This window comes from Wolbachia endosymbiont (group A) of Lasioglossum morio (genome assembly GCF_947250585.1).
Taxonomy (GTDB): domain Bacteria; phylum Pseudomonadota; class Alphaproteobacteria; order Rickettsiales; family Anaplasmataceae; genus Wolbachia; species Wolbachia pipientis.
In genome coordinates this window covers 1,191,685-1,218,016 of sequence record NZ_OX366327.1, presented here as the reverse complement: position 1 = coordinate 1,218,016, position 26,332 = coordinate 1,191,685, and the positions used below count along the sequence as shown (strand labels likewise).

27 protein-coding genes and 3 pseudogenes are annotated in these 26,332 nt (G+C 35.0%); 14 read left to right on the top strand and 16 right to left on the bottom strand.

The window, feature by feature from the left end; all coding sequences use genetic code 11:
- Positions 1 to 110: 110 nt before the first annotated feature.
- The 6 genes from OOK89_RS05960 to OOK89_RS05940 form a co-directional block, all read right to left on the bottom strand.
- A complete protein-coding gene (locus OOK89_RS05960) occupies positions 111 to 323 on the bottom strand; it encodes a hypothetical protein (protein ID WP_065094389.1) in 213 nt (70 codons plus the stop codon).
- 162 nt (positions 324 to 485) lie between these two features.
- Positions 486 to 722, bottom strand: coding sequence for a hypothetical protein (locus OOK89_RS06495; protein WP_238513961.1), 237 nt, complete (start codon positions 720 to 722; stop codon positions 486 to 488).
- Positions 723 to 901: 179 nt separating this feature from the next.
- The gene (locus OOK89_RS05955) at positions 902 to 1,105 is read right to left on the bottom strand and encodes an IS5 family transposase (protein ID WP_007549940.1); all 204 of its coding nucleotides are present in this window, start codon (positions 1,103 to 1,105) and stop codon (positions 902 to 904) included.
- 91 nt (positions 1,106 to 1,196) lie between these two features.
- Positions 1,197 to 2,363, bottom strand: coding sequence for an aspartate kinase (locus OOK89_RS05950; protein ID WP_264707409.1), 1,167 nt, complete (start codon positions 2,361 to 2,363; stop codon positions 1,197 to 1,199).
- Positions 2,364 to 2,455: 92 nt separating this feature from the next.
- The gene (locus OOK89_RS06545) at positions 2,456 to 2,656 is read right to left on the bottom strand and encodes a hypothetical protein (protein ID WP_410529708.1); all 201 of its coding nucleotides are present in this window, start codon (positions 2,654 to 2,656) and stop codon (positions 2,456 to 2,458) included.
- Between the two features lie 273 nt (positions 2,657 to 2,929).
- Positions 2,930 to 4,255 (bottom strand): hypothetical protein, encoded by a 1,326-nt coding sequence (locus tag OOK89_RS05940; RefSeq protein WP_264718964.1) that lies wholly within the window; start codon positions 4,253 to 4,255, stop codon positions 2,930 to 2,932.
- 135 nt (positions 4,256 to 4,390) lie between these two features.
- Here OOK89_RS05940 and OOK89_RS05935 point away from each other — a divergent pair, with 135 nt between their 5' ends.
- Positions 4,391 to 5,665, top strand: a complete 1,275-nt coding sequence (locus OOK89_RS05935) for an APC family permease (RefSeq protein WP_010082345.1) — start codon at positions 4,391 to 4,393, stop codon at positions 5,663 to 5,665.
- Between the two features lie 213 nt (positions 5,666 to 5,878).
- Here the strand turns inward: OOK89_RS05935 and OOK89_RS06685 are convergent.
- Both OOK89_RS06685 and OOK89_RS05920 read right to left on the bottom strand, forming a co-directional pair.
- Positions 5,879 to 6,824, bottom strand: a pseudogene (locus OOK89_RS06685) (IS110 family transposase).
- 320 nt (positions 6,825 to 7,144) lie between these two features.
- On the bottom strand, positions 7,145 to 7,597 hold the full coding sequence (locus tag OOK89_RS05920; RefSeq protein ID WP_015589289.1) for a hypothetical protein: 453 nt from the start codon (positions 7,595 to 7,597) through the stop codon (positions 7,145 to 7,147).
- Between the two features lie 140 nt (positions 7,598 to 7,737).
- Here OOK89_RS05920 and OOK89_RS05915 point away from each other — a divergent pair, with 140 nt between their 5' ends.
- Together OOK89_RS05915 and OOK89_RS05910 are read left to right on the top strand one after the other, a co-directional pair.
- On the top strand, positions 7,738 to 8,772 hold the full coding sequence (locus OOK89_RS05915) for an aspartate-semialdehyde dehydrogenase (RefSeq protein ID WP_010962945.1): 1,035 nt from the start codon (positions 7,738 to 7,740) through the stop codon (positions 8,770 to 8,772).
- Between the two features lie 402 nt (positions 8,773 to 9,174).
- The gene (locus OOK89_RS05910; protein WP_255356250.1) at positions 9,175 to 9,306 is read left to right on the top strand and encodes a hypothetical protein; all 132 of its coding nucleotides are present in this window, start codon (positions 9,175 to 9,177) and stop codon (positions 9,304 to 9,306) included.
- 279 nt (positions 9,307 to 9,585) lie between these two features.
- Here the strand turns inward: OOK89_RS05910 and OOK89_RS05905 are convergent, their stop codons facing one another.
- Positions 9,586 to 10,080 (bottom strand): Smr/MutS family protein, encoded by a 495-nt coding sequence (locus OOK89_RS05905; protein WP_264718960.1) that lies wholly within the window; start codon positions 10,078 to 10,080, stop codon positions 9,586 to 9,588.
- A 92-nt stretch (positions 10,081 to 10,172) separates the two neighbouring features.
- On the opposite strand from OOK89_RS05905, the gene rlmB reads away from it, so the two are divergent.
- The 3 genes from rlmB (at position 10,173) to OOK89_RS05890 (ending at position 12,276) form a co-directional block, all read left to right on the top strand.
- Positions 10,173 to 10,937, top strand: coding sequence for a 23S rRNA (guanosine(2251)-2'-O)-methyltransferase RlmB (gene rlmB, locus OOK89_RS05900; RefSeq protein WP_264718959.1), 765 nt, complete (start codon positions 10,173 to 10,175; stop codon positions 10,935 to 10,937).
- A gap of 79 nt (positions 10,938 to 11,016) precedes the next feature.
- Positions 11,017 to 11,739, top strand: coding sequence for a Bax inhibitor-1/YccA family protein (locus OOK89_RS05895; RefSeq protein WP_264719329.1), 723 nt, complete (start codon positions 11,017 to 11,019; stop codon positions 11,737 to 11,739).
- Positions 11,740 to 12,276, top strand: coding sequence for a cytochrome c oxidase assembly protein (locus OOK89_RS05890; RefSeq protein WP_264718958.1), 537 nt, complete (start codon positions 11,740 to 11,742; stop codon positions 12,274 to 12,276).
- 253 nt (positions 12,277 to 12,529) lie between these two features.
- Here OOK89_RS05890 and OOK89_RS05885 read toward each other — a convergent pair whose 3' ends face one another.
- On the bottom strand, positions 12,530 to 13,228 hold the full coding sequence (locus OOK89_RS05885) for an ankyrin repeat domain-containing protein (protein ID WP_264718957.1): 699 nt from the start codon (positions 13,226 to 13,228) through the stop codon (positions 12,530 to 12,532).
- 118 nt (positions 13,229 to 13,346) lie between these two features.
- On the opposite strand from OOK89_RS05885, the gene OOK89_RS05880 reads away from it, so the two are divergent.
- The gene (locus tag OOK89_RS05880; RefSeq protein WP_264718956.1) at positions 13,347 to 14,324 is read left to right on the top strand and encodes a quinone oxidoreductase family protein; all 978 of its coding nucleotides are present in this window, start codon (positions 13,347 to 13,349) and stop codon (positions 14,322 to 14,324) included.
- A 348-nt stretch (positions 14,325 to 14,672) separates the two neighbouring features.
- Here OOK89_RS05880 and OOK89_RS06680 read toward each other — a convergent pair.
- Positions 14,673 to 15,589: pseudogene (locus OOK89_RS06680) on the bottom strand (IS5 family transposase).
- A complete protein-coding gene (locus tag OOK89_RS05865; protein ID WP_155975182.1) occupies positions 15,574 to 15,726 on the bottom strand; it encodes a hypothetical protein in 153 nt (50 codons plus the stop codon). Before OOK89_RS05865 ends, OOK89_RS06680 begins: the two are co-directional and overlap by 16 nt.
- Positions 15,727 to 15,833: 107 nt before the next feature.
- Here OOK89_RS05865 and OOK89_RS05860 point away from each other — a divergent pair.
- The 6 genes and pseudogenes from OOK89_RS05860 (at position 15,834) to OOK89_RS05835 (ending at position 21,837) form a co-directional block, all read left to right on the top strand.
- Positions 15,834 to 17,217: pseudogene (locus OOK89_RS05860) on the top strand (IS4 family transposase).
- Positions 17,218 to 17,373: 156 nt separating this feature from the next.
- Complete coding sequence (locus OOK89_RS05855; RefSeq protein WP_010962938.1) at positions 17,374 to 18,987, top strand: hypothetical protein; 1,614 nt, start codon at positions 17,374 to 17,376, stop codon at positions 18,985 to 18,987.
- 177 nt (positions 18,988 to 19,164) lie between these two features.
- Positions 19,165 to 19,512, top strand: coding sequence for a transposase (locus OOK89_RS05850; RefSeq protein WP_264718954.1), 348 nt, complete (start codon positions 19,165 to 19,167; stop codon positions 19,510 to 19,512).
- Between the two features lie 167 nt (positions 19,513 to 19,679).
- Positions 19,680 to 20,015, top strand: a complete 336-nt coding sequence (locus tag OOK89_RS05845; RefSeq protein ID WP_049973597.1) for a transposase — start codon at positions 19,680 to 19,682, stop codon at positions 20,013 to 20,015.
- A 71-nt stretch (positions 20,016 to 20,086) separates the two neighbouring features.
- Positions 20,087 to 20,919 (top strand): IS5 family transposase gene (locus tag OOK89_RS05840; RefSeq protein ID WP_264718686.1). Its coding sequence is split into 2 segments (ribosomal slippage): positions 20,087 to 20,453 and positions 20,453 to 20,919, totalling 834 coding nucleotides; the frame shifts between segments, so codons are not numbered across the junction.
- An 85-nt stretch (positions 20,920 to 21,004) separates the two neighbouring features.
- Positions 21,005 to 21,837 (top strand): IS5 family transposase gene (locus OOK89_RS05835; RefSeq protein ID WP_264718686.1). Its coding sequence is split into 2 segments (ribosomal slippage): positions 21,005 to 21,371 and positions 21,371 to 21,837, totalling 834 coding nucleotides; the frame shifts between segments, so codons are not numbered across the junction.
- 430 nt (positions 21,838 to 22,267) lie between these two features.
- Here OOK89_RS05835 and ubiB read toward each other — a convergent pair.
- Both ubiB and OOK89_RS05825 read right to left on the bottom strand, forming a co-directional pair.
- Positions 22,268 to 23,698 (bottom strand): 2-polyprenylphenol 6-hydroxylase, encoded by a 1,431-nt coding sequence (gene ubiB, locus OOK89_RS05830; RefSeq protein WP_264718953.1) that lies wholly within the window; start codon positions 23,696 to 23,698, stop codon positions 22,268 to 22,270.
- A complete protein-coding gene (locus tag OOK89_RS05825) occupies positions 23,695 to 24,435 on the bottom strand; it encodes a metal ABC transporter ATP-binding protein (protein WP_151808002.1) in 741 nt (246 codons plus the stop codon). Before OOK89_RS05825 ends, ubiB begins: the two co-directional genes overlap by 4 nt.
- On the opposite strand from OOK89_RS05825, the gene OOK89_RS05820 reads away from it, so the two are divergent.
- On the top strand, positions 24,427 to 25,308 hold the full coding sequence (locus OOK89_RS05820; protein ID WP_264718952.1) for a zinc ABC transporter substrate-binding protein: 882 nt from the start codon (positions 24,427 to 24,429) through the stop codon (positions 25,306 to 25,308). The genes OOK89_RS05825 and OOK89_RS05820 overlap by 9 nt on opposite strands.
- A gap of 393 nt (positions 25,309 to 25,701) precedes the next feature.
- Here OOK89_RS05820 and OOK89_RS05815 read toward each other — a convergent pair whose 3' ends face one another.
- Both OOK89_RS05815 and rpmG read right to left on the bottom strand, forming a co-directional pair.
- The gene (locus OOK89_RS05815) at positions 25,702 to 25,977 is read right to left on the bottom strand and encodes a helix-turn-helix domain-containing protein (RefSeq protein ID WP_264718951.1); all 276 of its coding nucleotides are present in this window, start codon (positions 25,975 to 25,977) and stop codon (positions 25,702 to 25,704) included.
- Between the two features lie 25 nt (positions 25,978 to 26,002).
- Entirely contained in the window at positions 26,003 to 26,203 is a 201-nt protein-coding gene (rpmG, locus tag OOK89_RS05810; RefSeq protein WP_064124823.1) for a 50S ribosomal protein L33, read from the bottom strand.
- Positions 26,204 to 26,332 lie beyond the last annotated feature (129 nt).

Below are 26,332 nucleotides of genomic sequence, written 5' to 3'. Positions count from 1 at the left end.
CAACTATATGTTTCTCCTGGCAAAAATTCTGTAACCGTTCACACTTAATTCTTCAATCTCATACCAATTTCTATTACATAACAAACAAATAGACAATAGAAGTGAGAAGGTTATACTAAGGCAGTATAATGATGGAGTTTTGGAATGGCATTGGTATCAGGTTGCAATTTTAGCTTACATTGTGCCAATCTTTCTTCGATTGCTGCTCGCATAAATTCTGCCTGTCTTTTAGTTCTGCAGTGCACTATCGCATCATCCACATATCTTTCAAATGGTACTGTTGGGTGATTTTGTTTCATCCATATATCAAATGCATGGTGTATAAATATGTTTGAAATGATTGGGCTTATTGAACCTCCTTGCGGAACTCCTTTTTTCCCTAACTACCTTACTGCCATCTGCTTGCTGAATAGGGGATTTCATCCACCTTTCAACATACAGTATGACCCATTTGCAGTCTGTGTGCTTCTTGATAGCCTGCAGTGCTAAATTGTGGTCCAGATTGTCGAAAAATCCTGTAACATCAACAGCTTTCTTGGTAATCGTATCCTGTCTCCAATAAACAGCGGTTTTGCTATGTATCCTTGATCAGCAAAAAACTTACGTAAAGTTGGAGCCTTGTATTTAGCTTGAGTGAAAAGATTTAGAGCACCATCACGATCTTGAACACTTGCACTATGAACATCAGCCGCAATAATTAAGCCCACTGTATCTACAACAATATGATGTTTTCTACCCTTTATTTTTTTTTCAGCATCATATCCTCTGGATCCCCTTTTTGAGTGGTTTTTACTGATTGACTGTCAATTATTCCTACTGAAGGTGTTTCATTTTTACCAAACATTTTTCTTACCTCTTTTACTAGCATATTATGTATTTTTTCCAATTTGCCATTACTACGTCACCTGAGAAAATAGTCATACACCGTCTTCCATGGAGGAAAATCTTTCGGCAGCATTCTCCATTGACAACCACCTCTCATTATATACCTTATTGCATTAATAATTGTTCTGATATTGTGCTTTCTTGGCCTCCCTATCTTTCCTTGTGCAACATGTGGCTCCAAAATTTCCCATTCCTTATCACTTATATCACTTGGATACAATTTTCCCTCCTATTTTTTACTTACACTATCATATTTTTTTCCTCATTCCTTTTCAAGACATACTCTTAGACAACTGGACGTCAAGCCTATCCTAGTGCTGCATATCAAGCTCATACTCAGTATGTAAATCTTTGACTAAAGCTGCAGCGCATTCTTTTTGAACAATTATACTGATTTTGATTTCAGATGTTGTGATAGCAAGTATTTCTATCTTTTTTTCGCTTAAAACCTTGAGTGTGCGGTGCATCACTTCAGTGTTAGACATAACACCAATACCAATTATTGAAATTTTAGCTACATTATCGTTTATAGCATAATTTTCATTCTTATTCAGTAACTTTTCCATTAAATCAATATCAAATTTGGAGATAACAAAACTTGACCCATGTATCATATCAATTTTAACGTTTGCTCCTGCTATATCTCTTAAAGTACGCAAGTTATTTGCAAGGTTAGTGAAAGTTACAAGAGCTTCATTAGTGCTATAAGTTATTCCAGTAATTAAGTATCTCTCTAGTACATCCCTTTTGTGTAGCACTGTGGTGCCTTCTACTTCCTTAAAAGTGGATAGCACTTGCACTTTAATGTTATGTTTCATTGCAAGTTGTACTGAACGATTATGCAGTATTTTAGCACCAGATGACGACATTTCCAACATTTCATCGTAAGAGATAAATTTGAGCTTGCGTGCCTTTGGAACAATTCTCGGGTCTGCTGTATATATTCCATCAATATCAGTAAAAATTTCGCAAGTTCTAACACCAAAGGCTACCGCGAAGGCAACTGCTGATATATCAGAGCCTCCTCTTCCAAAAGTAGTGATTCTATCATCATTTATACCCTGAAAACCAGCAATGATCGCAGCAGTATAACCCTCAGCAAAAGATCTTTTCACACGTTCAATCTTTATTGTTTTTATTTTAGACTCAGAATAAAAATCATCAGTTACAATTGGTAACTGCCAGGCAAGCCACGATTTAGCATTAACTCCGATCGATTGGAGAGTGATAGCTAATAGACCGCAAGAGATTTGTTCTCCTGCTGAAAGCATAACGTCATACTCTGATAACTCTTGTCTATAACTTAAATTTGAGATTTGCCTAGCCTGAAAAACCATTTGGTCAGTAAATCCTGCAACAGCAGATACAACAACGATTACATTACAACCTTTCTCAATATCGTTTTTTATCAAATTTGCAACTCGGTTTAAATCAGTTAGCGAAGTCCCACCAAATTTTTTTATGATTATTTTGTCCATAGTTACAATATAACTCTCTTCTGAAGAAAAATATAGTTTTTGTAGAGATAGCAGCTTGCAAGCCATTTAGAAAAGGGAGGACAAAGCTATAGCTAACGCGTCATACCACGATTCATTCCATAGCTGTACGAACATTCATTTTTGAAGGTAAATTGCACAGCAAATGGTGTCATCCCAGTGCCTAGACACTGGGATCCAGAAGACTTAATTTCAACCAAGTGGCTGCATAATAAAGGCTGGATTCCAGTGCCAAGCACTGGAATGACACCATTTGCTGTGGAAATTGCTCTCAAATCACAATGTTCGTACAGCTATGGATTCATTCGCGGTATAGATTCCGCTAACTAGTAGCGGAATGACGAATTTGTTGTTTTAAAATTGTCAGTAAATCTAAGTTAGTTTAGCTATATAGCACGAACTAAACCACTAAGCAGCAGAAGACCTTGCATGACCTCCAAAAAATGCTTTTACTCTTTCAAGATAAGTAGGTGGTTCTGCAGGGATTTCTATTTCATCTATTTTAGAATATATTGCCGCGTCTACGACTTCATCCGTTATTAACTCCCTTAACTTTGTTTTATCTGCCCTCTCTGAATATGCTCCCCATAGTCGTTATAAAACTTTACATATAATTCCTTAAACACGAATTCTTTTATAGCATCTCTTGTATAAGAAATGCCGTCCTTTACTTCATCACTCACGTTGCTCAAATCCACCCCAGAACTTGGTGAATACAAATTATCAAAATTTTCTTTCAAAACTTTTATTTTATGGTAGTGCTTATCCACATATTTCTCAAGAAATCTTTTAGTAGCATTACCAGCCAACTTCCCCATTAGCTGAGGCTCCAGTTGAGCTGCAAAGTTGTTTTCTGCTTCAAGGCCACTTAATGCATAAATAATACGGAGAAGCATTCCAGGACCACATTGGCGGTTACTTTCTTCAAAGCGAACCAGTAATATAGATTTCAATAGTTCTACGTCTGCATTTTGCTCTCTTGCCGCAATTAAAACTAAATTTATAGCCTGTGTCAATGTCAATCCGGTTTGTGAATCTACCCAATTTACCCACTCCCCAGTTTCATAACCATCCAATCTTAGATAAGGTTCTATCATTCGTTTTTGCTGACTTGTTAAACCGCTTATATAACTTTTAAACTCTTCATCCAACTCATTTAACGGCGTACCATGTTCTTCCTTTAATTTTTTGGCACATTCAATAACGCTTTGCTGAAAACTACTCGTGTGAACGCTCTGACTACTAGTGCCCACATCACTTACATTAAACAAAAAGCTTAGCTGCTTTACATTCAAACCCAAAGGTGAAAAGAGTTTTACTGATGGATATTTTATTAACTCAAGAAGTGCTACTGGAATTAGCAGTGCATAATTTAACAATAATAAACCAAAATTAAATATAAGAAACCCACGTAGAGCTGATACCTTTGATGCAATATACAAAAATGGAAGCTGTAGGTAATATATCAAGTGTATACTGAAGAATAAGATTTTGTCCTTTAATTTTATTGTTGGATCTTTATAAACCTCAAACAACATGCTATTGCTATCAATATTGTTGTTTTTAAAGGAGGTATAGTTGTTTATGATCTTCTCTTGCAAGGGAAGAAGCATTTTATTCAGGCAAATAAACGCAGCAATAACAATAAAACCTGTAGCCAAAAATGCTAGTGCAGGGCTAGAAGTGCTTGTAGATAAATAGGCATAAAGACCATCAACAATTAAGTTTTTGTATAATCTTTCAAAGGGACGAACTAGAATCGGGTCAAGGATATAGTTAACAAGAAGATTTAAATAATACACGAGAAACAAAAGTGCAATCAAAAATGCAATAATACTACAAACAACCAAAAATGCTTTTAATCTCGGATTCATAACCCCCTCTTAATAATCTGTTAATATAATCTATTTTAGGAATAAATTGAAAAAAATGCAAGTTTTTATGTTAAAAGATCAATTGAAATTTCTGAGTTTAGGGTATATTGTTAATCTATTTAGATAAGAATTATTGTGTCAAATAAAATAGGTTTTTGGGCTATTTTTGCCTTAGTGATTAGCAGCCAAATTGGCTCTGGAATTTTTATGCTTCCAATTAGCCTTGCTCCATATGGCATGTATAGCCTTATAAGCTGGATAATATCAGGGCTTGGTGCTATATCTCTTGCTTTAGTTTTTGCCTCACTCTGCGCAAAATTTCCGGAAACGGGTGGCCCTCACGTCTATGTAAAGCATGCTTTTGGCCCTGCTGCAGCTTTTTTTGTTGGTTGGACGTATTGGGTGATCTCATGGGTTAGCACAACAGCCGTAATAGTTGTGGGTGTTGGTTATCTTACACCATTTTTCCATGAAGATATTCAAAACGTACATCTGTTTTTAGAGATGTTATTACTTACAATTATTACACTAATAAATTTTAGAGGAGTAGCTACTGCTGGACGTGTTGAGTTTTTATTGACGGTGATAAAAATTTCTGTATTGCTTGTAATACCTATAGCAGCATTGTTTTTTTTTGATAGAAATAACTTCATCATAAGTGAAGAAATATCAAATCTTACAACATCGCAGATTCTTGCCCGTTCTACACTTATTACTCTATGGGGTTTTATTGGAGTTGAATTGGCAACAGCACCTGCAGGGTCAGTTGATAATCCAGCTAGAACAATACCAAGAGCTGTGGTACTTGGAACAATCTCTGTTGCTGTTGTGTATTTTATCAACAATCTTGCAATTATGGGATTAATAAATGGCAATGATTTAGCAAGTTCAAGAGCACCATATGTTGACGCAATAAAAATTATGGCCTCTGGCAATTGGCACTTGATTATTTCTATAACTGCGTTCATTTTTTGTGTTGGTACTTTAAACGCTTGGGTACTAGCTAGTGGACAAGTGGCCCTTGGCCTTGCAAAAGATAAACTGATGCCACAGTTTTTTGCTCAAAGAAACAAGCACGGTTCTCCTTTCTGGGGCATAACAACTAGCTCAGTTGGAACTGCAACTTTACTAATCCTCACTTCAAGCAACAATTTTGCTAAGCAGATCACATCAATTATCGACTTTTCTGTAGTTTCATTTTTATTTGTTTACCTTGCATGCAGTCTTGCTTTTCTCAAAGTTATTGTGCAAGAAAAGAGTTGTTACAAATTTTTAATTGGCAGTATAGCAACAACCTTTTGCTGCTGGGTAATATTTGAAACTTCTGTGAATACCTTGCTGATCGCAAGCTTATTCACTGCAAGTGGCGTACCTCTTTATTTATTTTGGTATCGCAGAGTTTCTGTATAGCAAATGTTATGTATCTGTTCAGCAGAGTGGCAAAATAAGGTAGACGAGAAAAGACAACTATAGGAAGAAATGGGTGTCATGCCAGTGCGTGACACTGGCATCCAGTTCTTTCGCGCAGTTCCATCAAAAACGTTGTAAAGGATTGATCGCTTTCGTGTTTACCAACTTAGTGCCCAATCTGGATCCCAGATACTGTCTCTGCTGTCAAACAAATTATCCAACAAAATTACAATTAAATGGTTGATTATTTTTAAGAATACCAAAAAAGACATGCATTAATTTTCGCATTAACGCAAGAACTATGACTTTTGGACATTTGCCTTTACTTGCTAGACGCTGACAAAACTTTTGAAAATGATTATTATGGTTTTTGACTACTATAGCTGGCATATAAAGAGCTTTTCGAATACGCTCAGATCCTATTTTGCATATGCAACTTCTCTTACTTACTGACGATACCGATTGATAATGTCCTGGATTTAGACCAGCAAAAGCTGTAAATTGTTTAGCATTGTCAAAGTTATCAACTGATGGCATTTCTGCGACAACAGCAACAGCAGTAAGATATCCTATACCTTTTATAGTCTTAAGGTTTTCCACCATATTTTTTAGATGTGGATAGTTATTTATATGCTCATTAATTTCTTTTTCGAGAACAATAATTTGCTCCTCTATTGCCAAAATTACTTTAGATATAGCTTCTTTGCAATTGGAATGCATATTTTTGTTTTCCAAGCGATTCGTCTGTTGCGCCTTATCATCTTTTAGAGATTGCATGCAACGCCCTCAAATGCCTAAATTCAGGTGCAATGGGCTTCCAAAGAGCAGGTTTGTTAGCGATACAAAATCTATAGCTGCATCTGATTTATCTGTCTTATTTCTGAGCAGCTCACTTTTGCCAAAAGCTTTCTGGGTTTACTATACTGACATTATGTCCTAAATCGTGCATGAAAGTAGCCAAATCTTCTCCATACCAACTAGTTGCTTCAAGACATAAATGAGTAAGATTTGCTCCATGGCCATTGCACCAAACTACAAGTTTTGCAAAACCATCTTGATTATTTTGAAAGACTTTGTGTCGTTTTTTACTGTCCACTAACAAACAAACATCAAATTTCTTTTTTGAAATATCCACACCCAAAATAGCATTTACTTGCATAAAATTGCCTCCAAGACTATAAATAAACTGAGAGTTTAGACTAACCTTGTAATACGGGATATAATTCCAAAAGATACTGTTCAGTCTTTAACTCTATGGGAGGGAAGCAAAATCTGGCTTAATGGCATTAGTGTCGCATCAGCTTCACCCTCCCTGTGAGGTATTTTAGCTCTAATGCCTCACATCATAAAGATACAAGTGTCACGCACTGGGATGACGAGAAAGGAGCACTGGAATTTTTGTTTCAATATTTGTACATGAGCCATGCATCTGAACAGATACAATGTTATAACTAGAGATAATTTTTAAATGATTGATATTTATGAACTACGACTTTTCTTGTTGTCCACTTGTTCAACATTACCCTTCTCAAGTTTACTATCTACTTCTTTTGTGTGTTCATCATCTATACTAGTTTCATCTTTTATCTTACTAGGGTAATCTTCCTGCGATTTTTTATATGCTTCCATGTTGTCATATATAGGGTTACTGATGATTTCTATTTTTTCAGGTGTGAAAATCCTTGCTAAAAATCTCCTTATTATTGGTATTGACCTTAAGAGATCTCTTAGCTTTGAAGATTCTTGTCTTTTGTTTAGAGACTGTTGGTCTATTTTAGAGGTTTTTACACCATACTTTTTATCATCAAAATTTATTGTAGGCTTTCTTTTATTCGAAAGAACACTTTGGGCCTTTGATCCATTGGTTCCTTCAGGCCCTTGAGGTGTAGACATTGCAGGTTTAACCTTAGTTTCATCGTATTCCTTACTCATCTTTCATTTCATTATGTAATATTACTAATATTGCATAATAATAGCTAAATTACAATTAATTGCAAGGTAAAAATATTAAAACAATTGTAAATTTTGTCAGTAAAAATATAATAGAACTTTAAAATTAGAGGTTCATCTATATGAGATACAAAATTGCTGTTATTGGAGCAACCGGAAGAGTAGGGCGTGAGGTATTAAGCACGCTTGCTGAATTTCAAGATGAGGCGATAGATTGCGTTATTGCACTTGCATCGAAAAAATCAGAAGGGAAGAAGGTGAGCTTTGGTGACAAAGAGTTAACAGTTTTATGCCTTGAGGATTATGACTTCGTTGGAACTAATGTAGCCATTTTCTGTGCTGGATCTCATGTTTCTGAAGAGTATGTACCAATTGCAACACAGGCTGGATGCATCGTGATAGATAACAGTTCCCATTTTAGAATGAAAGAGGGTGTGCCACTCATTATTCCAGAGATTAATAAAGAAAAAATTATGGAATATAAAAACCACAACATAATATCCAATCCAAACTGTACTACAATACAGATGCTGCTAGTACTACATCTATTACACCAAAAAGCAAAAATAAAGAGAATCGTTGCTTCAACTTATCAATCAACTTCTGGTGCAGGCAAAGCAGCAATGGATGAGCTCTATGACCAGACAAAAAAAATCTTTATGAACGAAGCTAAAAAACCCAAGATATTCTCTAAGCAAATAGCATTCAATTGCATTCCCCATGTAGGAGAATTCATGGAAAATGGCTCTACAGAAGAGGAATGGAAAATGCAAGAGGAGACAAAAAAAATTTTAGAGGAAGATATAAAAGTTACTGCAACTTGTGTAAGGGTACCCGTCTTTATCGGTCACGCTATGGCAGTAAATGTGGAATTTGATCAACATATCACTGAAGAACAAGCTCGTGAAGTGCTAAGTGAAGCCGAAGATAGTGGAGTTTTAGTGTACAACAGGCGTGAAGATAGTGAATACATAACTCAAATTGATGTTGTACAGGAGAATGCTGTATATGTATCGCGTATTAGAAGAGACAATACTGTTGAGCACGGATTAAATATGTGGATAGTGGCTGACAACCTGCGCAAAGGCGCAGCATTAAATATAGTGCAGATTCTTGAGATTTTGATAAGAGAGCATTTGTCAATCAAGTGCATATAGAGCGCACGTACGTTGTAATTCGAAGGAAATTGTATATCACATGGCAGCGCGTGACGCTGGAATGGCTTTGTTGCATCGCTACTTATGAAAGGCTAACTATAATTAGGATTATAAGCAACTTATTGAAAATCTTGTTTTTTTTGCAATCAATCTGATCAAATTTAAGAATAGTAACTTGTTATTTATATTAATAAATTTAATTCTATTGAAAATAGCTAAAGCATTGAAATTCTTGAATTTTAGCCGGATTAGTGAGTGGTAGTGAAATTTCTTTTACTCAAATTTAGGTATTCACTGACCGTTCTTGTTATAAATACCAGAATAATAAGCTACTGATATTCTCCACCTTTTTTATCTTTAATCCATCATAGCTAGCGATGCAACAAAGCCGGCTGGATTCCAGTGTCAAGCACTGGAATGACACCATTTGCTGTGCAGTTTACCTTCAAAAATGAATGTTCGTACAGCTATGGAATAAATCGCGGTATGACGGTTCGCAGCGGTATAGTAACTCGTCACCCCGCTACTTGTTAGCGGCTGAGATACCGCGGCGGTATGACGTAGAAGCTATACTTTTATACTCACCAACTCAGTATCCAATCTGGATCCAAGTAGTCAAGCTATTCGGATGACACCCTCATAAAGTGAAATGAGATCCCGCTAACACGTAGCGGGATGACGGGAAAAGAGGTACTGGGAGACATCCCTCCTGGTAGACCCAAATCACAATGTTCGCACAGTTGTGCGTCACGCGCTGCCGAACACTGTATGGTTATACAAGAAAAATTAAGGCTTAAAAGGAAACTTAAGCAGCTAATAGGGCCTAAGCCTTCTTAATAAAACATAAAAAGCCCCTTTACCACCATGTTTTTTCGTAGCTTGCTGGTAGTATAGAACCATATGCTGGATTTTAGTATCATTTAACCACTTATTTAAGTTATTCTTTATAGTGTCTGTTTTATTTGTTGCACTGCCGTATCCCGTAATTACCAATAAACATCTATTCCCTGCTCGATAATTTTTGATAATAAAATCTATCAATTTACAGTAAGCATCCTCTATATTATAGCCATGCAAATCGAGCTTATCGCTTATAAAATATTTACCCCTATCAATCTTTGATTTTGTGTTTTGGTCAAGACAAAATGATGAGTTACCATTATTGGTATTAAGAAAATTCCCTTGTAAGTCGGAGGTACCTTTATCAACCATAGACTTTATATTTACTTTATGATCAACTTTTAAAGTAACTTTTCCACATTTTATTGGCTTAACATTTTTTTGCCAATCCAACTCATCGTCCGACATAAACGCATTAATCGAATTGTATAATTTTACAACAATATCCAAACATAGTAAAATGTTGCTTATTCTATGAAAATCCAATTTTCGATAATACGATGAAATCGTCAAAAACTAATGAGAATTTTTGGCTGTATGGAAAGCACACCTGCATGTCAGCACTGAAGAATAAAAATAGGCGGTGTATAGAACTGTTAGTAACAGAAAATTTCTATAGAGAACATGAAAAAGAAATTAGGCAATGTGCAAATAGTAAGGGCATTAAAGTTCGATTAGTAGAAAACAAAATACTTAATGACGTTTTACCCAAAGGTGCTAACCATCAAGGAATTGCTTTAAATGTTGCCCCTATTCTTTATAACTTAAGCATCGAAGAAGTAGCTGAAAGCTCAAACGACAGCTCTACTATAGTCATTTTAGATCAAGTCACTGACACACACAATATTGGGTCAATTTTAAGAACTTCGGCCTGCTTTAATGTTAACGCATTGGTTTTACCACATAATCATTCACCGAGTGAAAATGCATCTATTGCAAAAGCAGCAAGTGGAGCATTGGATATTGTCCCGCTAATATACGTTACAAATATAGTAAAAACTATGCAGTATTTAAAAAAGGTCGGTTACTGGTGTTATGGGTTTGATTGCAATACTAAAGAAAATATAGATGAAATAAAGAGTTTTGAGAAAAAAAGAGTAATTATTTTTGGTTCTGAAGAGAAAGGGGTACGAAGACTAGTTAAAGAAAACTGTGATTATCTTTTAAAAATACCAATGTCAAATGCAATTAACAGTTTAAATGTTTCAAATGCAGCAGCAATAGGCCTATATTCTATTTATATTAAAACAAATGCCAGCGCATAGCTGTTTATAATAAAAACACTTGATAAAAATATGGTTTTATATTATAATGTGTTAAGTAATGGATAAAAGGAGTTATATTATGTCTTACATGAGAAATGAACAGGATATTCGCTCTCAAGGCGTTTATTATAGTGCTGGGCTTAGAAGTTACCTAACTAAAGTATATAACTACATGGCTTTAGCTTTGGGCGTCACAGGGCTTGTTGCATTTTTAACAGTATTTTCTGGTCTTTTTCAAGTAATTTATTCTAATCCCGTTCTATCGCTTGTGGTAATGTTATCTCCGGTTGCATTGGTGTTCTACATGTCTTATAGAATTCAACACCTAAGTGCTCAGTCTGCCGTTACTATATTTTTCTCGTTCTCAGTGTTGATGGGGCTTTCCTTATCTTATATTTTTATAGTTTATACTGCAGAAAATATAGCAAGGGCGTTTTTCATTACATCAATCATGTTTGGCTCTATGGCTTTATATGGTAATACTACAAAAAGAGATCTTACAAGTATGGGATCTTTCTTGATTATGGGAGTCTTGGGGTTAATCATTGCGTCTATAGTAAATTTATTTCTTGGAAGTAGTCCTCTCCACTTTGCAATATCGTTCATATCAGTAATAGTATTTACCTTAATGACTGCGTATGATGCTCAAAGAATCAAGGACGTTTATTATAAACATAATGACGGATCAGAAGTTGCTACTACTAAATTGGCAATACTCGGTGCAACTAATCTTTATTTTGACTTTATTAATATATTTCTCAATCTACTCAGGTTACTTAACTTGTTCAACAATAGGGATTAGATGTTTTCCTTTTTAAGGAAAGGCAGTAAGAATTCTATAGTTTTCTTTCTAATATCTCTAGTTGTATTGATGTTATGTCTTGCATATGCATCGGTGCCTCTATATAGCATTTTTTGTAAAGCTACTGGGTATGGTGGCACAATAAGAAAAGTAACTAACACAACAACAAATATAACTAACCAAAAGATCAGGGTCCATTTCAATGCTGATATAATGTCCGATCTACCTTGGGAGTTTAAATCAGAAACTAACTACTTTGACGTAAACATAGGAGAACAAAGTTTAGCGTTTTATTACGCAAAAAATCTATCTGATCAGCCTTCATTTGGTATGGCAGTATATAACGTTACGCCTTTCAAAGCAGGTAAGTATTTCAATAAAATTGCATGTTTTTGCTTTGAAGAACAAATGTTGCTAGCAAAACAAAAAGCAGCTATGCCCGTATCTTTCTATATAGATCCTGAGATAATGCTTGATAACAACACAAAAGATTTGAGCGAAATAACACTATCATACACATTTTTTAAGCTTAAGTAATAAACTTTTTCCTATTGTCACCCAAGCAGCGTGAGCTATAGCTAAACTGACTTAGATTTACCGACAATTTGAAAAACTGTCATTCCGCTACCCGTTAGCGGGATCTATGCTTTGAGATACCGCGGCGGTATGACGTAATCCGATAAGGTAAACCTCGTCATCCCGCTACTTGTTAGCGGGATCTCCGCGGCGGTATGACGTGTTAGCTATAGAAGGAGTGCGTTGTTATTCAAATAATGATTATGCAACAGATCTATTGAATTGAGCAGGAGTTCTTATTTGCTTTTTGCGCACCGACTACTTGTGTCTCAGTGCTTGGTGTTATCAATTCCCATCCTTCATTCTTTGCTTCACAAGCATTCCAATATTGAGCCAATTCCTTATTATTTTTTACAGAATCTGGCATTTTTTCATGAGGTTTTTTTTCCAATGTATGCTTAATTAGAATCTTACAGCAATCTTTGCATTCAATTGACTTCTCTGCATCATATAATTCAGTAACACAATCTAAAGCGGTATTTCCACCGTAGTGTTCATGTGGGCTATCACTTACCCCCGCTTCTATGAGAGCCTTTAACACATCTGGAGAACGCGTCAAAGCGCAGGCATGTAAATATCCTTTCTCATTTTGCACGTTAGCCCCTGCTTTTATTAAAACTTGCGCTAGATTTGATAAAGCGTGAGGCTTGTGATTAATAGCAATAGAAAAAAGACTATCTACTGGAAAGCCATCATAGTCTTTCAAATCAAATTTGTGATTAATATCAAAACCTTTTTTTTCCCAAGAAGCATATAAATATTCATAATAGTTTTCTTTGCTTGAAGTTCGCATTCCACTTTCTAGCCTTTCTTTTATTTTTTTTATTATATTACTAGTATCTAAATCGTTATCTTCATCCACTTTGTACAACACATTATACAAAACACTATAAAGCCAAGTTTCTCTATTCATTATAATTTATACCTTAAAACTATTAATATACACTTATGTAGTATATAAACTCTAAATAACATTTTGCAAAATATTAATTGTTAGATAACATAATCAAAGTTTTTATCTTATATTCACCATGGTTAGAGCTATACAAATAAAAAAAACTGGGGGACCAGAAGTATTAGAATTTGTAGATAAGAGTATAGGTGAGCCAAAAGGCGAGGAAGTCTTAGTGCGTCACACAACTATCGGCTTAAATCGTTATGATTTAGAGCACAGAAAAGGTACACGCAAAATTAAAAATTTACCATCAGTGCTTGGAGTGGAAGCAGTGGGAATTATTGAAAAGCTTGGTAAAAAAATCAGTGATGGGTTGAAGGTCGGAGATAGAGTTGGATATTGCACAGCTCCTCCAGGGGCATATTGTGAAAAGCGCATTATACACCAGAAATATCTGATAAAAATTCCAGATGACATATCTGATGAAGTTGCTGCTGCAGTGCTGTTTAAAGGTATGACAGCTCACTATTTAGTTAATCAATCTTATAAAATCAGGCCTGGTGCTTTCGTGCTAGTTCATGGGGCTAATGGTGGCTTAGGACAAATAATATGCCAATGGGCAAAGGATAAAAAAGGTGTAGTGATAGGTTCTGTAAGCTCTGATGAAAAAATGAAGATAGCTTTACAAAGTGGCTGCACATACGCAATAAACTACAATGATAAAGACTTCGTTTCTAAAATTATGGAGATTACGCAAAACAGAGGAGTAGGTGCAGTATATGACCCCATAGGTTACGCTACAAGCAAGCTCTCTTTTGAATCTTTAGGCAGGTTCGGCATATACGTTTCCTATGGGCAGATATCAGGTAACGCTCCTATTAGTTTTTCTTTACTTAGTTCACGTTCGTTATTTGCAACTGGAACCTTAATATATCATTATAAGCATGATAGATTCACATTAGTGCTTACCACAATGGAAATCTTCGAGATGATAAGAAAAAAACTTTTAACTGTACGGATCAATAAAAAATATAAATTTGATGAAATAATTCAAGCACATCGTGATATGGAAAATAGAAAAGCGAGTGGGTTAAATATTATCAAAATCTCTTAAATAAATTAGTAATTTAAACTAACCATTCATTAAGTCATATCAACTAGAACTTCACATATTTAATTCTCCTTTTGGGGGAATTAAAAGCATATAGCTAAACTGACTTAGATTTACCGACAACCGTCATCCCGCTACGTGTTAGCGGAATCTATACCGCGAATAGACTTCTTGCATAACCCAAATTAAGTAGAAAAAGGTATCATCCGAGTAACTGACACTGGTTCCTTTATGACGGTAGTAGCCCCCCTTCTCCTGTCATTCCAGTGCTCTCTTCTTGTCATCCCAGTGCCCAGACACTGGGATGGCTTTGTTGCATCACACTTTATGAGATGGTGATTTATGGTAAATTCATGTAACTATCTCAAATTTAGCCATACCAATATCAGTGAATTTATTAAGCAAATAGCATGTGATTAGCAGTTCTTTTTCTCGATTTATCTCAGATTTATTCCTAAAACTAAATCCGAATATTTGCTTTAATCTTGAGAAAAACCCTTCAATATAAGATCTTTTCCCATAATTTACTTCTTTTTTCCATTCTTTCATGCCATCTTCACCGTATAATTTTATTAACCTAATAGCAGCATTCCTGTTAGACATATAATCTATTTCTGGATGTTCTGCCGCATTGTTTATTGGTGGAATTTTTGTCTTTATATCATATTCGTTACACAACTTATAAAACTTGTGCCTATCACATGCTCTATCTGCATATAGTGCTTTTATGGCATGCTGAAAATCAACTTCTTTTAGCAAATCACAAGCTCCATAGTGATCAGCCGTTACTGTATTTTACAGCTATGGCTTTTTTGTTGTTTATATTCAACATTACGTGCAATTTTCTCGTTTGCTCATAGCCACGATATTTTCTGTCAGTGCTATTTTCCTTGCTGTGTGTTGTTGTATATACTAATTCCTGTACTGTCTATAGCAATTTCGATATCTTCCATATTATTTTCTGCAATCATTTATCTTAATATTAAGTTTCTTTTGATGCTTGTGAATAGCTGCAAATCTCTTCCTATTTGTTGCAAATACCCTTTTATAAACCCGACTGTTTGTCTTAAACCAATTCTAAAGAAACTGACGATTATATGCACCAAAATCACAACTTTATCACTATAAATATAGTTGCCGCCCTGCATTTTTGGACAATTCTCGTACCAATTTTCTATGGCGTCATTGATATAACAAAAAATGCTTCCTCTTTCTTGGAGAAATTTGTTATATTCATGGCAGTTACTGACTCTCATTTTTTGTGGCATATTTTTTCTTCAACAGTTAAATGGCTATTTATAATGAATTTTGTCAGTAACTGCCAGTTCTTTTCACTTGAGCGATGTAACAAAGCCCACTGGGATCCAGTTTCACCTTGTGATGGTGTCATGAAAGTAGCTGACACTGGTTTCCATCCAAGACGGTGTCATTCCTTACTATTACCCACAAATATAAATGGACTAAAAAGTAAAATATTACAATATTAAAGTTTGCAAATATTGAGGGTGTAAAATGGCAAGTAAAAGTAGTGAATGGGCTAAAAATGAATTTGGAGATAAAAGATTAACTGACCGATTAGTAAAGATTGCTGATAGTTTGATAAGTTTACCTGAAAGCTCAATTAATGAGGCATGCGGAAGTTGGTCAGAAGCAAAAGCAGCATACCGTTTTTTTCAAAATGAGAATGTAAAAGAAAGTGATATTTTAGCTACACATATTAATAAGACGGTTGAGAGAACAAAAGCTCACAAGAGGGTTCTTGTCATTCAAGATACCAGTTACATTGTATATAATAACTATAAAAAAACAAGCGGATTAGCAAATTTGTCCAGTTATGATACTGCAAAAGGTATTATAATGCATACAGCTCTTGCCGTTAGTATAGAAGGTTTGGTACTAGGGATACTAGATCAAAAAGTTTATTCAAGACCTGAAGAAACTGAGAACCTTAAAAAAAAGAGCGATCGCATTGAAGATAAAGAAAGCGTAAAGTGGTTGGAAACTTTAAGAAAAACAAATAATATTATTGATCCAACTCAAACTGAGACTATAACTGTATGCGATAGAGAAGCAGATATATATGACTTTTTTGAGCTTGCACATAATCTTAATTCGGCAGTGCTAGTTAGAGCATGCAGAGATAGAGCAGTAAATAGAAAATCTCGATATCCTGAAAAAGGTGAGCAGAAGTTATGGGCATTTATTAAATCCTCTCATTGTGCAGGTACGGTAGAAGTTGAAGTTCCTGTAAAAGATAATAAGCCAAAAAGAACAGCACGTTTGGAAGTTAGATTTGGAAAGTTTATGATGAATCCATCTAAGAATAATATTAGGCATAAGACGGAAGAACTACCTAAATTACCACTTTATGCAGTTTATGTTGTTGAGAAAACTCCCCTTCCCTTAAAAAAAACCGCTAGAATGGATGCTATTAACGAATCTTTCAGTTAATACTTTCGATGAAGCTGTTGAAAAAATTAGTTGGTATTGCCTTAGATGGAAAATAGAGATATTACATAAAATTTTAAATTCGGTCTCAAAGTTGAAGAATGTAGGCTTGGAATAGCAGAAAGACTAATGAGATATCTAACAGTTATGAGTATTATTGCTTGGAGGATCTTCTTTATTACATCAATTGCAAGAGCTAACCCAACATTACCATGTACTACCTTATTAGCTGAAGAAGAATGGAAAGTTTTATACGTTAAAATACACAGAAAACCATGTCCAAGTGTAGTTCCCAACATAAAAGAAGCTGTTTCATGAACTTGGAGGCCATTTAGCAAGAAAAAATGACCCAAAGCCAGGACCAATTACTCTTTGGAAAGGATATAAACGTCTCTTTGATTTAGCAGAAGGATGGCGACTTGCTCACGAACCTCATATTTGTGGGTAATAGTAAGTTGTTAGCGGGATCTGGAGATACCGCGGCGGTATGACGTAGGGAATCTTACTTATTATAGCTATAGTTCTACATGAATTACAAAAGTAATATTTACTAGATCTTAATATTTTAGATCTATATTTTAATAAATAATGAGCTGTAATTAGTATGAATAATCCATTTAAAAGTGAGAACTATAAAAAAAATCTCGATTCTCTGATCAAAGCTGTAAAGCTAGGAAATGCAGAGAAACAATATAACAAAACGTTAAGGGATTTATCTCATGCATTAGAAGGTTTTACAGGTGAGGCAAAAGGTATAGCTGAGTTTGTTATATATACTGACTTGAACAATTATGTAGAACAGCCATTAGGTCTTTTTAAAACATTAATGAATAGAATTTTGGGAAAAAATTTTCCAACCAAGAACAGTAGTATAAGTAATTTTGTAAATGATGAGTTGTCAAGTTTCACTTTAGAAACAGCAGCTAAGTATACAAGAATTTTAAAAAAAATTGATCTCTTGGAACAATTAGAAAAAGATTTCAGAAAAAATAATATTTTAAAAGATTCTTTAAATTTAGAACAAAGTGAAAAGAGTCAAGGAAAAGATAGATCACACGAAGTGAGTTTGGAAGGTAGAAAGCAAAAGGAAGGTACTTTTGAGCTGCGAAAAGAAGAACAGCCGAAAGAAAAATTAGGTGGTAATCGCATGAGGCAAATAAAGCGACCAACAACAGCACCTCCGGCTGCTCCAGATTCGAGGAAGGTACGCTTTAAATCAGAAATATCCTCAGATGGAGAAAGCAAGGCAAAGTCTACATCTTCTTTACTAAAAGGAGCTAATAGTTTTAGTATGCCTGATGCTAAGGAAAATCCTTCTGAGGATTCAGGCTATGAAAGTTCATTAGATCAGGGGTCTGAATATGAAGACATATCAAATTATCAAGAGAAAAAGCAAAAGGAAAATCCTTTATATGAGCAGAGAGAAGATTCAGGCTATGGAAGTTCATTAAATGAAGAGTCTGTATACAAAGAGATATCAAATTATCAAGAGAAGAAGAGTAAAATTTTAATAGAAAATTCGCAGAGTTCAAAATCGCCCAAAGAAGAGCCAATTTATGCAACAGTTCCTAAAGAACATATAGAAGCAAAAAGAGAACGTAAGCAGAAACAACAACCTCAATCCCTCGTACCACCAAAACCACCGCAAGTGCCAAAAAAAATGTTTACTACTGGTCAAGAAGTTAGACAAGAATCGAAAGTGGTAATCAAAGATAAACCTGCAGTACCGCCAAAGCCTAAAAATCTAAGCCGTGCTAATCAAAAAGTAAGCACAGAGCCAAAAGTAGTAGGAGTAATTCTTAAAAAATCAGCTGAAAGAGTACCACTAAAATCTGAAAATCAAGACAATAGGAAATCAGCACAAAAAGCTGCTGGTAAGGCGATACCAAAAGTAGCAGCAGCTACTATGAAAGGAGGAGCTAATCGCGAGATGGGCAGTAAAGTAAAGGCATTAAAAGAAAAATTTGAGCAAAATCAAGCAAAAGGAAATGCTAATGTACAGCTTGCTGAAAGCAAAACCACTCCAGCAGCACAAGCGGATATCGGTGTGAAGAAAAAACAATCTCATTCATTTCTAACAGAGAATAAAAGATCTGCAACGAAACACGTAACAGCAAAATCTGATCCAAAATCTCATGTCAGCAAAAATTCCCTTCTCACGCATGCAAATGTAAAGGAAATGGTTGCACAAATTGAGAAAGGAAAAGGAGGAAGATAGTAACATTTGGGAAAAAAACATATGTGTCAAGTCAAGAGATTGTGAGCAAATTTAGGAAATTATAGCTAAACTGACTTAGATTTACCGACAATTTGAAAAACCGTCATTCCGCTAACTATAGTATTTTCAAAAGCGAATGATAAAGGTATAATATGTTTTTTTAAAGTAGGGAAAGCGATGGTATATAGTGTAGATTTAAGGGAAAAAGCAGTGTCTTTAGTAGAAAAAGGAAAGTCAAAGGTTGAAGTTGCAGAGGTTTTTGAGATAGGGATAGCAACACTATATAGATGGCTAAAAAAGAAAGCTATTGGCCAAGGTCTCAAAGCGGTAAAAAGTACTGGTTTTATTCGAAAAATAGATCCAGAAATACTCAAAGAATATGTCAAAAAACACCCAGATCACACACTAGCAGAAATGAAACAAAACCTTGGCTTTGGGATAAGTGCAATTTGGTATAGATTAAGACAGCTAAAAATAACCTTTAAAAAAAGTCACATTCTATCAAGAGCGCAATCAAGAAGATAGGCAGCAATTTATCGATAAAGTCTCAAAAATAGACCACTGTAGCATTTTATATATAGATGAAGCAGGAGTTGATAATAGACTATACCGAGAATATGCACGAGCTCCAAGAGGAGAAAAAATATATGCTGATGTTCCAGGAAAAAAGCGGGAAAGAGTGAGTATAATAGGTGGATGAGAAGTTTATTGCACCAATGACCTTCACAGGAGGGTGTAATAAAGATATATTTAATGTATGGTTAGAGCGAAGATTACTTCCACAATTACAGCGTGATACAACCATAGTTATGGATAATGCTACATTCCATAAAACTCCCAAAACAAAGTCATTAATAGAGTCTTTTGGCTGTCATTTGCTTTATCTTCCAACATATTCACCTGATCTAAATCCGATAGAGCATTGTTGGCACACCATCAAAAGTTGCCTCAGACCTCTAATGCATCAATGTACAGACTTACACCTTTTAGTTGGTAATACCATTTTAGACGTTTATCATTCGTTTTAGAAAATACTATAAGAGGTTGTCCACAAACCAAGGAATACGTAGTATATAAAGAAAGAATATTGAGGTAAGAGATGAGGAAAAAATATCCAACAGATTTAAGTAAAAGGGAGTGGGCAAGAATAGAAAAACACTTCAGAGTATCGTACAAGAAAGGAGGAAGGCCACCAAAATACAGTAAGTGTGAGATAGTAAATGCAATTCTTTATATACTGCGCACAGGATGTCAATGGCGCTATTTACCACACGATTTTCCGCCGTGGAAGGCTGTGCATGAACAGTTTAGAAGATGGAAAAAGCAGGGAATTTTTGAGAAAATGAACTATGATATCACTAAATATAGTAGGTCAAAAATGGGAAGAAATGAGGAGCCGAGCGCATGCATAGTGGACAGTCAATCGGTAAAAACCACGGAAAAAGGGGGGTCAAAGGTTATGATGGTGCGAAAAAGGTAAAGGGGAGAAAAAGACATATAATCACAGATACTCAAGGATTTGTGCTTGGTTGCTATGTAGGAGCTGCAAGCGAAAATGACAGAGATGGGGTGAAGATGGCATTGGACAATATGAAGGAAAAATACAGCAATATTAAGAAAATGTGGGCTGATATGGGATACCAAGGAAAAGATTTAAAGGATTACGTAAAGAGAGAATATGGGATAGATATTGAAATTGTCAAAAGGCCTCCATGTAGGTTTTGGGTGCATAAAGATACACCACTAGAACTATTGCCACAACGGGATCCTGGATTTTCAGTACAGCCGAGAAGGTGGGTGGTAGAGAGGACTTTTGCTTGGATCAATAGAAATAGAAGGCTATCAAAGGAGTACGATTTACTTACAACATCTACTGAAAGTTTCATATATCTGGCTATGAGTAAAGTTATGTTAAGTAGGGAATATGCTTGATTTACTGGTTTGTGGACAACCTCTAAGAGGTTGTCCACAAACCAAGGAATACGTAGTATATAAAGAAAGAATATTGAGGTAAGAGATGAGGAAAAAATATCCAACAGATTTAAGTAAAAGGGAGTGGGCAAGAATAGAAAAACACTTCAGAGTATCGTACAAGAAAGGAGGAAGGCCACCAAAATACAGTAAGTGTGAGATAGTAAATGCAATTCTTTATATACTGCGCACAGGATGTCAATGGCGCTATTTACCACACGATTTTCCGCCGTGGAAGGCTGTGCATGAACAGTTTAGAAGATGGAAAAAGCAGGGAATTTTTGAGAAAATGAACTATGATATCACTAAATATAGTAGGTCAAAAATGGGAAGAAATGAGGAGCCGAGCGCATGCATAGTGGACAGTCAATCGGTAAAAACCACGGAAAAAGGGGGGTCAAAGGTTATGATGGTGCGAAAAAGGTAAAGGGGAGAAAAAGACATATAATCACAGATACTCAAGGATTTGTGCTTGGTTGCTATGTAGGAGCTGCAAGCGAAAATGACAGAGATGGGGTGAAGATGGCATTGGACAATATGAAGGAAAAATACAGCAATATTAAGAAAATGTGGGCTGATATGGGATACCAAGGAAAAGATTTAAAGGATTACGTAAAGAGAGAATATGGGATAGATATTGAAATTGTCAAAAGGCCTCCATGTAGGTTTTGGGTGCATAAAGATACACCACTAGAACTATTGCCACAACGGGATCCTGGATTTTCAGTACAGCCGAGAAGGTGGGTGGTAGAGAGGACTTTTGCTTGGATCAATAGAAATAGAAGGCTATCAAAGGAGTACGATTTACTTACAACATCTACTGAAAGTTTCATATATCTGGCTATGAGTAAAGTTATGTTAAGTAGGGAATATGCTTGATTTACTGGTTTGTGGACAACCTCTAATTGAAATAGCGCAGTTACTCACCCCATAAATTTGGTGCTCTCTTTCAATCAAAGGTGTCTTGCTGCTTGAAATGTTTTCTTTGTAAAAATTTGGCTTATCTTTATATCATCTCATTCAAACAGCATTAACATAACTTATGCCTTTTTTGGATGTAGAAATTTTCTAGGAATTGTCTTTTTGAATTCTATGGTATTTTGTTTAACATTGAAACAAGAGGCCAGTGTCACGCACTGGCATGACACCCATTTGTTCCTATAGTTGTCTTTTCTCGTCTACCTTATTTTGCCACTCTGCTGAACAGATACATAAAGAAAGTGGAAAATTGGACATTCTCAACTCAGCTCCTGCAGATTAAAAATTAAGTTGAATAAAAATTGGATTTGACGCAGTTTTTTCCCATAGTTTAAGAAATTAAAAGTTTAACGATTAGAATTATAATTACAAACCACAATAAAAAATAGACTTTTCCATTTGATTTATTTTTAATTTGGATGTTTTCTAATTTTTTATCAGCTATTAGGTTCAATTTTTCTATAAGGCTAAATATTCCTTGGATTGTTTTTATGGGATAAGAACTTCTAATTTTTTCCCTATACCCTATTTTATTTTCATGTTGACTGCTTATCCACGCTTCAACTACTTTCCACATATTGATTTCTGAGTAGATCTTTCTACATGTCCCTTCCAGTAAAATCATAGTTTTCTGCAGCAATAACAATTGTGTTTGAACTTTCATATCAAAATCACCAGTTATTTTTAATAGCTGAGCAAGTAAACTGGCAAATGAAATCTTCTGTATAGGCTGCCCAATAATAGGTTCACCTATTGCCCTGCAAGCTGTGACAAAATTTCTATGCTGTGATGAAACGTAACCAGCTTTAAAGTGCATTTTTGCAACGTGATCATAATCCCGATTTAAAAAGCCTTTGAGTATCTCTATAACGTAATAGCATGTCTCACGATCTATTCTACCCATGATTCCACAATCCAGGGCAATAATATTGTTATTACTATCAACCATTAGATTTCCAGGATGCATATCAGCATGAAAAAAACAATCCCTGTATACCTGATTACAAAACGATTCTATAAGATTGATAGCTATTTGCTTACGATTATTCAGTTTTTCAACTTCGTATATTGGCGTTGCTTCTATCCATTCTAATGTTAAAACCTTTTTCGAAGTTCTATTCCAATCTACTTCAGGTACGTAAAAACCTCTGTCATTTTTTGTGTTTTCCTTTAGTTCCGAAGAGTGAGCAGCTTCAAAACGTAGATCTAACTCTAATCGGCAAATTTCAGCAAAAGTTTTAACTAATTCAATTGGCCTCAGCCTTTTTGATTGTTCGCTAAATTTTTCTGCAATTTCTGCGAGCCAAGAAAGCATTTTTATATCCCTTGAGAATGTTTTCTCAATATTTGGCCTTAAAACCTTCACAGCAACTTCCTTACCCTCAGTTGTAACCGCTCTATGCACCTGAGAAATCGATGCTGCTGCAATTGGCTTTTCAGAAAAGCTTGAAAAAATGTCGCTCAATTTACAATTAAACTCACTTTCTATAGTTTTAACTGCTATTTTATGTGAAAACGATGGCAATCTATCACATATCAATAACAAGTTATTTGTTATATCCTCATTTAAAACATCAGTACGTGATGAAATAGACTGCCCAAACTTAATGAACACCGGACCTAATTTTTCAAGAGCACGCTTTAGTTTATGGCCTTGTATCTTATTTATTGATTTCTTTGATGGTGGAAGTAAATAAGGTAATATATTGTAACGCGTCAGCACCGTAGTTATGTGCAGAAGACGCAAAATATTTTGAATCATTTCGCTGCGTAACTGCTAAATATTTCATTTAGGGTTCTATTTTTCATAATCTCATCAGGCTTGCCTTGGCAATAGATAGTATTATTTATACAAATTATGTAATCTGAGGATGGTAGAGCAGAGTTAAGATCATGAGAAGTCATAAGAATCGACACTAATCGGTTTTTTGCTATTTTGCTTATAATATCATAGAACTTAGCCCGTGCGTTAATATCCATTGCACTAACTGGCTCATCTAGAATGATCAAGTCAGGCTCTGCAATTAAACAACGTGCAAGTAGCAATAATTGTGTTTGCCCTGCAGAAATTTCTAACACTTGATTCTTCAAAATGTTACCGATACCAGCCAACTCTATCGTTTCTGTAATAATGGATTGATTTTTCTTTAGTCTTTTCAAGGAGCTATTTAAAAGGAAATATTCAACTGTTATTGGCATCAAATTACTAATACTAAAATTTTGCGGCATATAGCCAATTTTTATGTTGTCAGCAAATACGATATTACCGGTACAGCTTTTATTTATGCCAGCAATTGCTTTCACTAAAGAGGTTTTACCTCCACCATTTGGACCAAGTATTGTAATTACGTCTCCTCTTTCCATGAACATATTGATATTGTCAAGGATTCTTTTACCATCATATGTGAGAGCAAGATTTTCTATTTTTAGAACATGATTATTGACATTATTTAATTTATTGACAAAATTTAACTTCTTCTCAACATTTATATGAGACATTTACTGACTTTGTTTCTATTACTTTCATTTACACTATACTATAATATCGCCTTTTCATCCAATTTAAAAGTTGTAGCTACAATCAAACCTATCCACTCACTTGTAGCTTCTGTTACAGAAGGGATTTTAGAATCGGAATTGCTTGGCTATGCAACATCTGCGCATAATTATATATTAAAGCCATCTGATGCGAGTAATTTAGAATCAAGTGACGTTATATTTTATGTTGACGATAACTTAGAGACGTTTGTTCAAACTTTCGCCAAAAATAATAAAGAACTAGTGCAATTGTCAAAGGCAATCAACCTACTTCCTGCTCGGCCACATTCATTTTCTAGAAAAATCACTCACATTCAAGATGAAAAAGATTTACACATGTGGCTGAGTCCCGAAAATGCAAAGAGCATGATACTTTCTATAAGTGCAACATTGTCTAACATAGATAAAGAAAATTCCCATCGATACAGTTCTAATGCAACAAAAGCTATAAAAAAAATAGACCAAGAAGTAAAAGAAATCATGAAAGAACTGAATGATTTTAAAAATCAAAAATACATCGTTACTCATGATGCTTATCAATATTTTGAAAAATATTTCGGTCTAAATCATCCAAGTGCTATTCTTTCTATAGAAGAGGATTCTTACATAGGTATGAAGAGTTTAATGAAGCTAAAAAAGATAATGAAGGAAGAAAACGTTAAATGTATATTTGCTCATTCACAGGAAGATAGCATAAAGCCTAACGCCCTTTCTAATGACGCAAAAATGGTAATTCTTGACCCTATTGGATCAGACATAGAACCTGGAAAAGATGCATATCTAGCTATAATTAACAGCATTGCACAAAATTTTAAGTCTTGTTTTGTTGAATAATAAGTTCTTTTTAAAATGCCTCTGACTTACTGTTTTATTGTTCTGCAAATCAAGAAGAAGTGAGTTTACAACAAATGGTGTCATTCCAGTCTGGAATCCAGCTTTTTCATAATCATCAAAACGTTGTATTTTAACATAAAACGGCTACTTTTATGCTTATTAACTTAATAAAATTCCTGGATCCCAGACTGGGATGACATCGTAGGGGTGCTGGCCTGATAACCGTCATCCCGCTACTTGTTAGCGGGATCTAGAGATACCGCGAATGAATCGCGGGATGACGGTTCGCGGCGGCATGACGATAAGGTTTATACCTTGTCATCCCAGTGCTTGACACCGGGATTGATTTATCTTGTCTACCTTATTTTGCCACTCCGCTGAACGGATACCATATTATGCAGGTTCAGAATTACACTTTATTTTTACGTTTATGCCTTGGTCCAATGCAACCAATAAGTTAAGCAAGTATTCTAAGGAGAACCCTTCGACTTTTGATCTATTGATTTGAGATACTTTAGGTTGATCAATCTTTAGAGCATTTGCTGCTTTTTTCTGTGTTGCGTATTTCTTACTTATTAATTGTGCAATGACTTTTATTAATTTCAGTTTTGTATCCTTTACATTGTCCAACTCTATTATTACAGGATAACTTAATTGTAAATTTTGCATAATAATAAACTTTCCTATAAAAAAACTACTTTAATTTTTCTTCTTTAAATAGCACATGCCTTCTGACTACTGGGTCATACTTTCTAAACTCCAGTTTTCTGGTGAGCTTTTTTGGATTACGCTTTTTTACATAAAAATAGCCTGTTGATTTTTCTTCACCAGTTTTTGTTATCTTGATTGCAGTGCTGACTAACTTAACAAGCAAAGAAGCATTTTTTTTCGCCATACTTATAATGATATAATAAATTCTATGCGAGTTTATTACGCAAAATACTAAAAGTCAATCGAATAATGCAGATTGCAAAATCCTTGACAATCAACAGTGCATTAAGTAGCATAAAGTTAACTTCAGAAT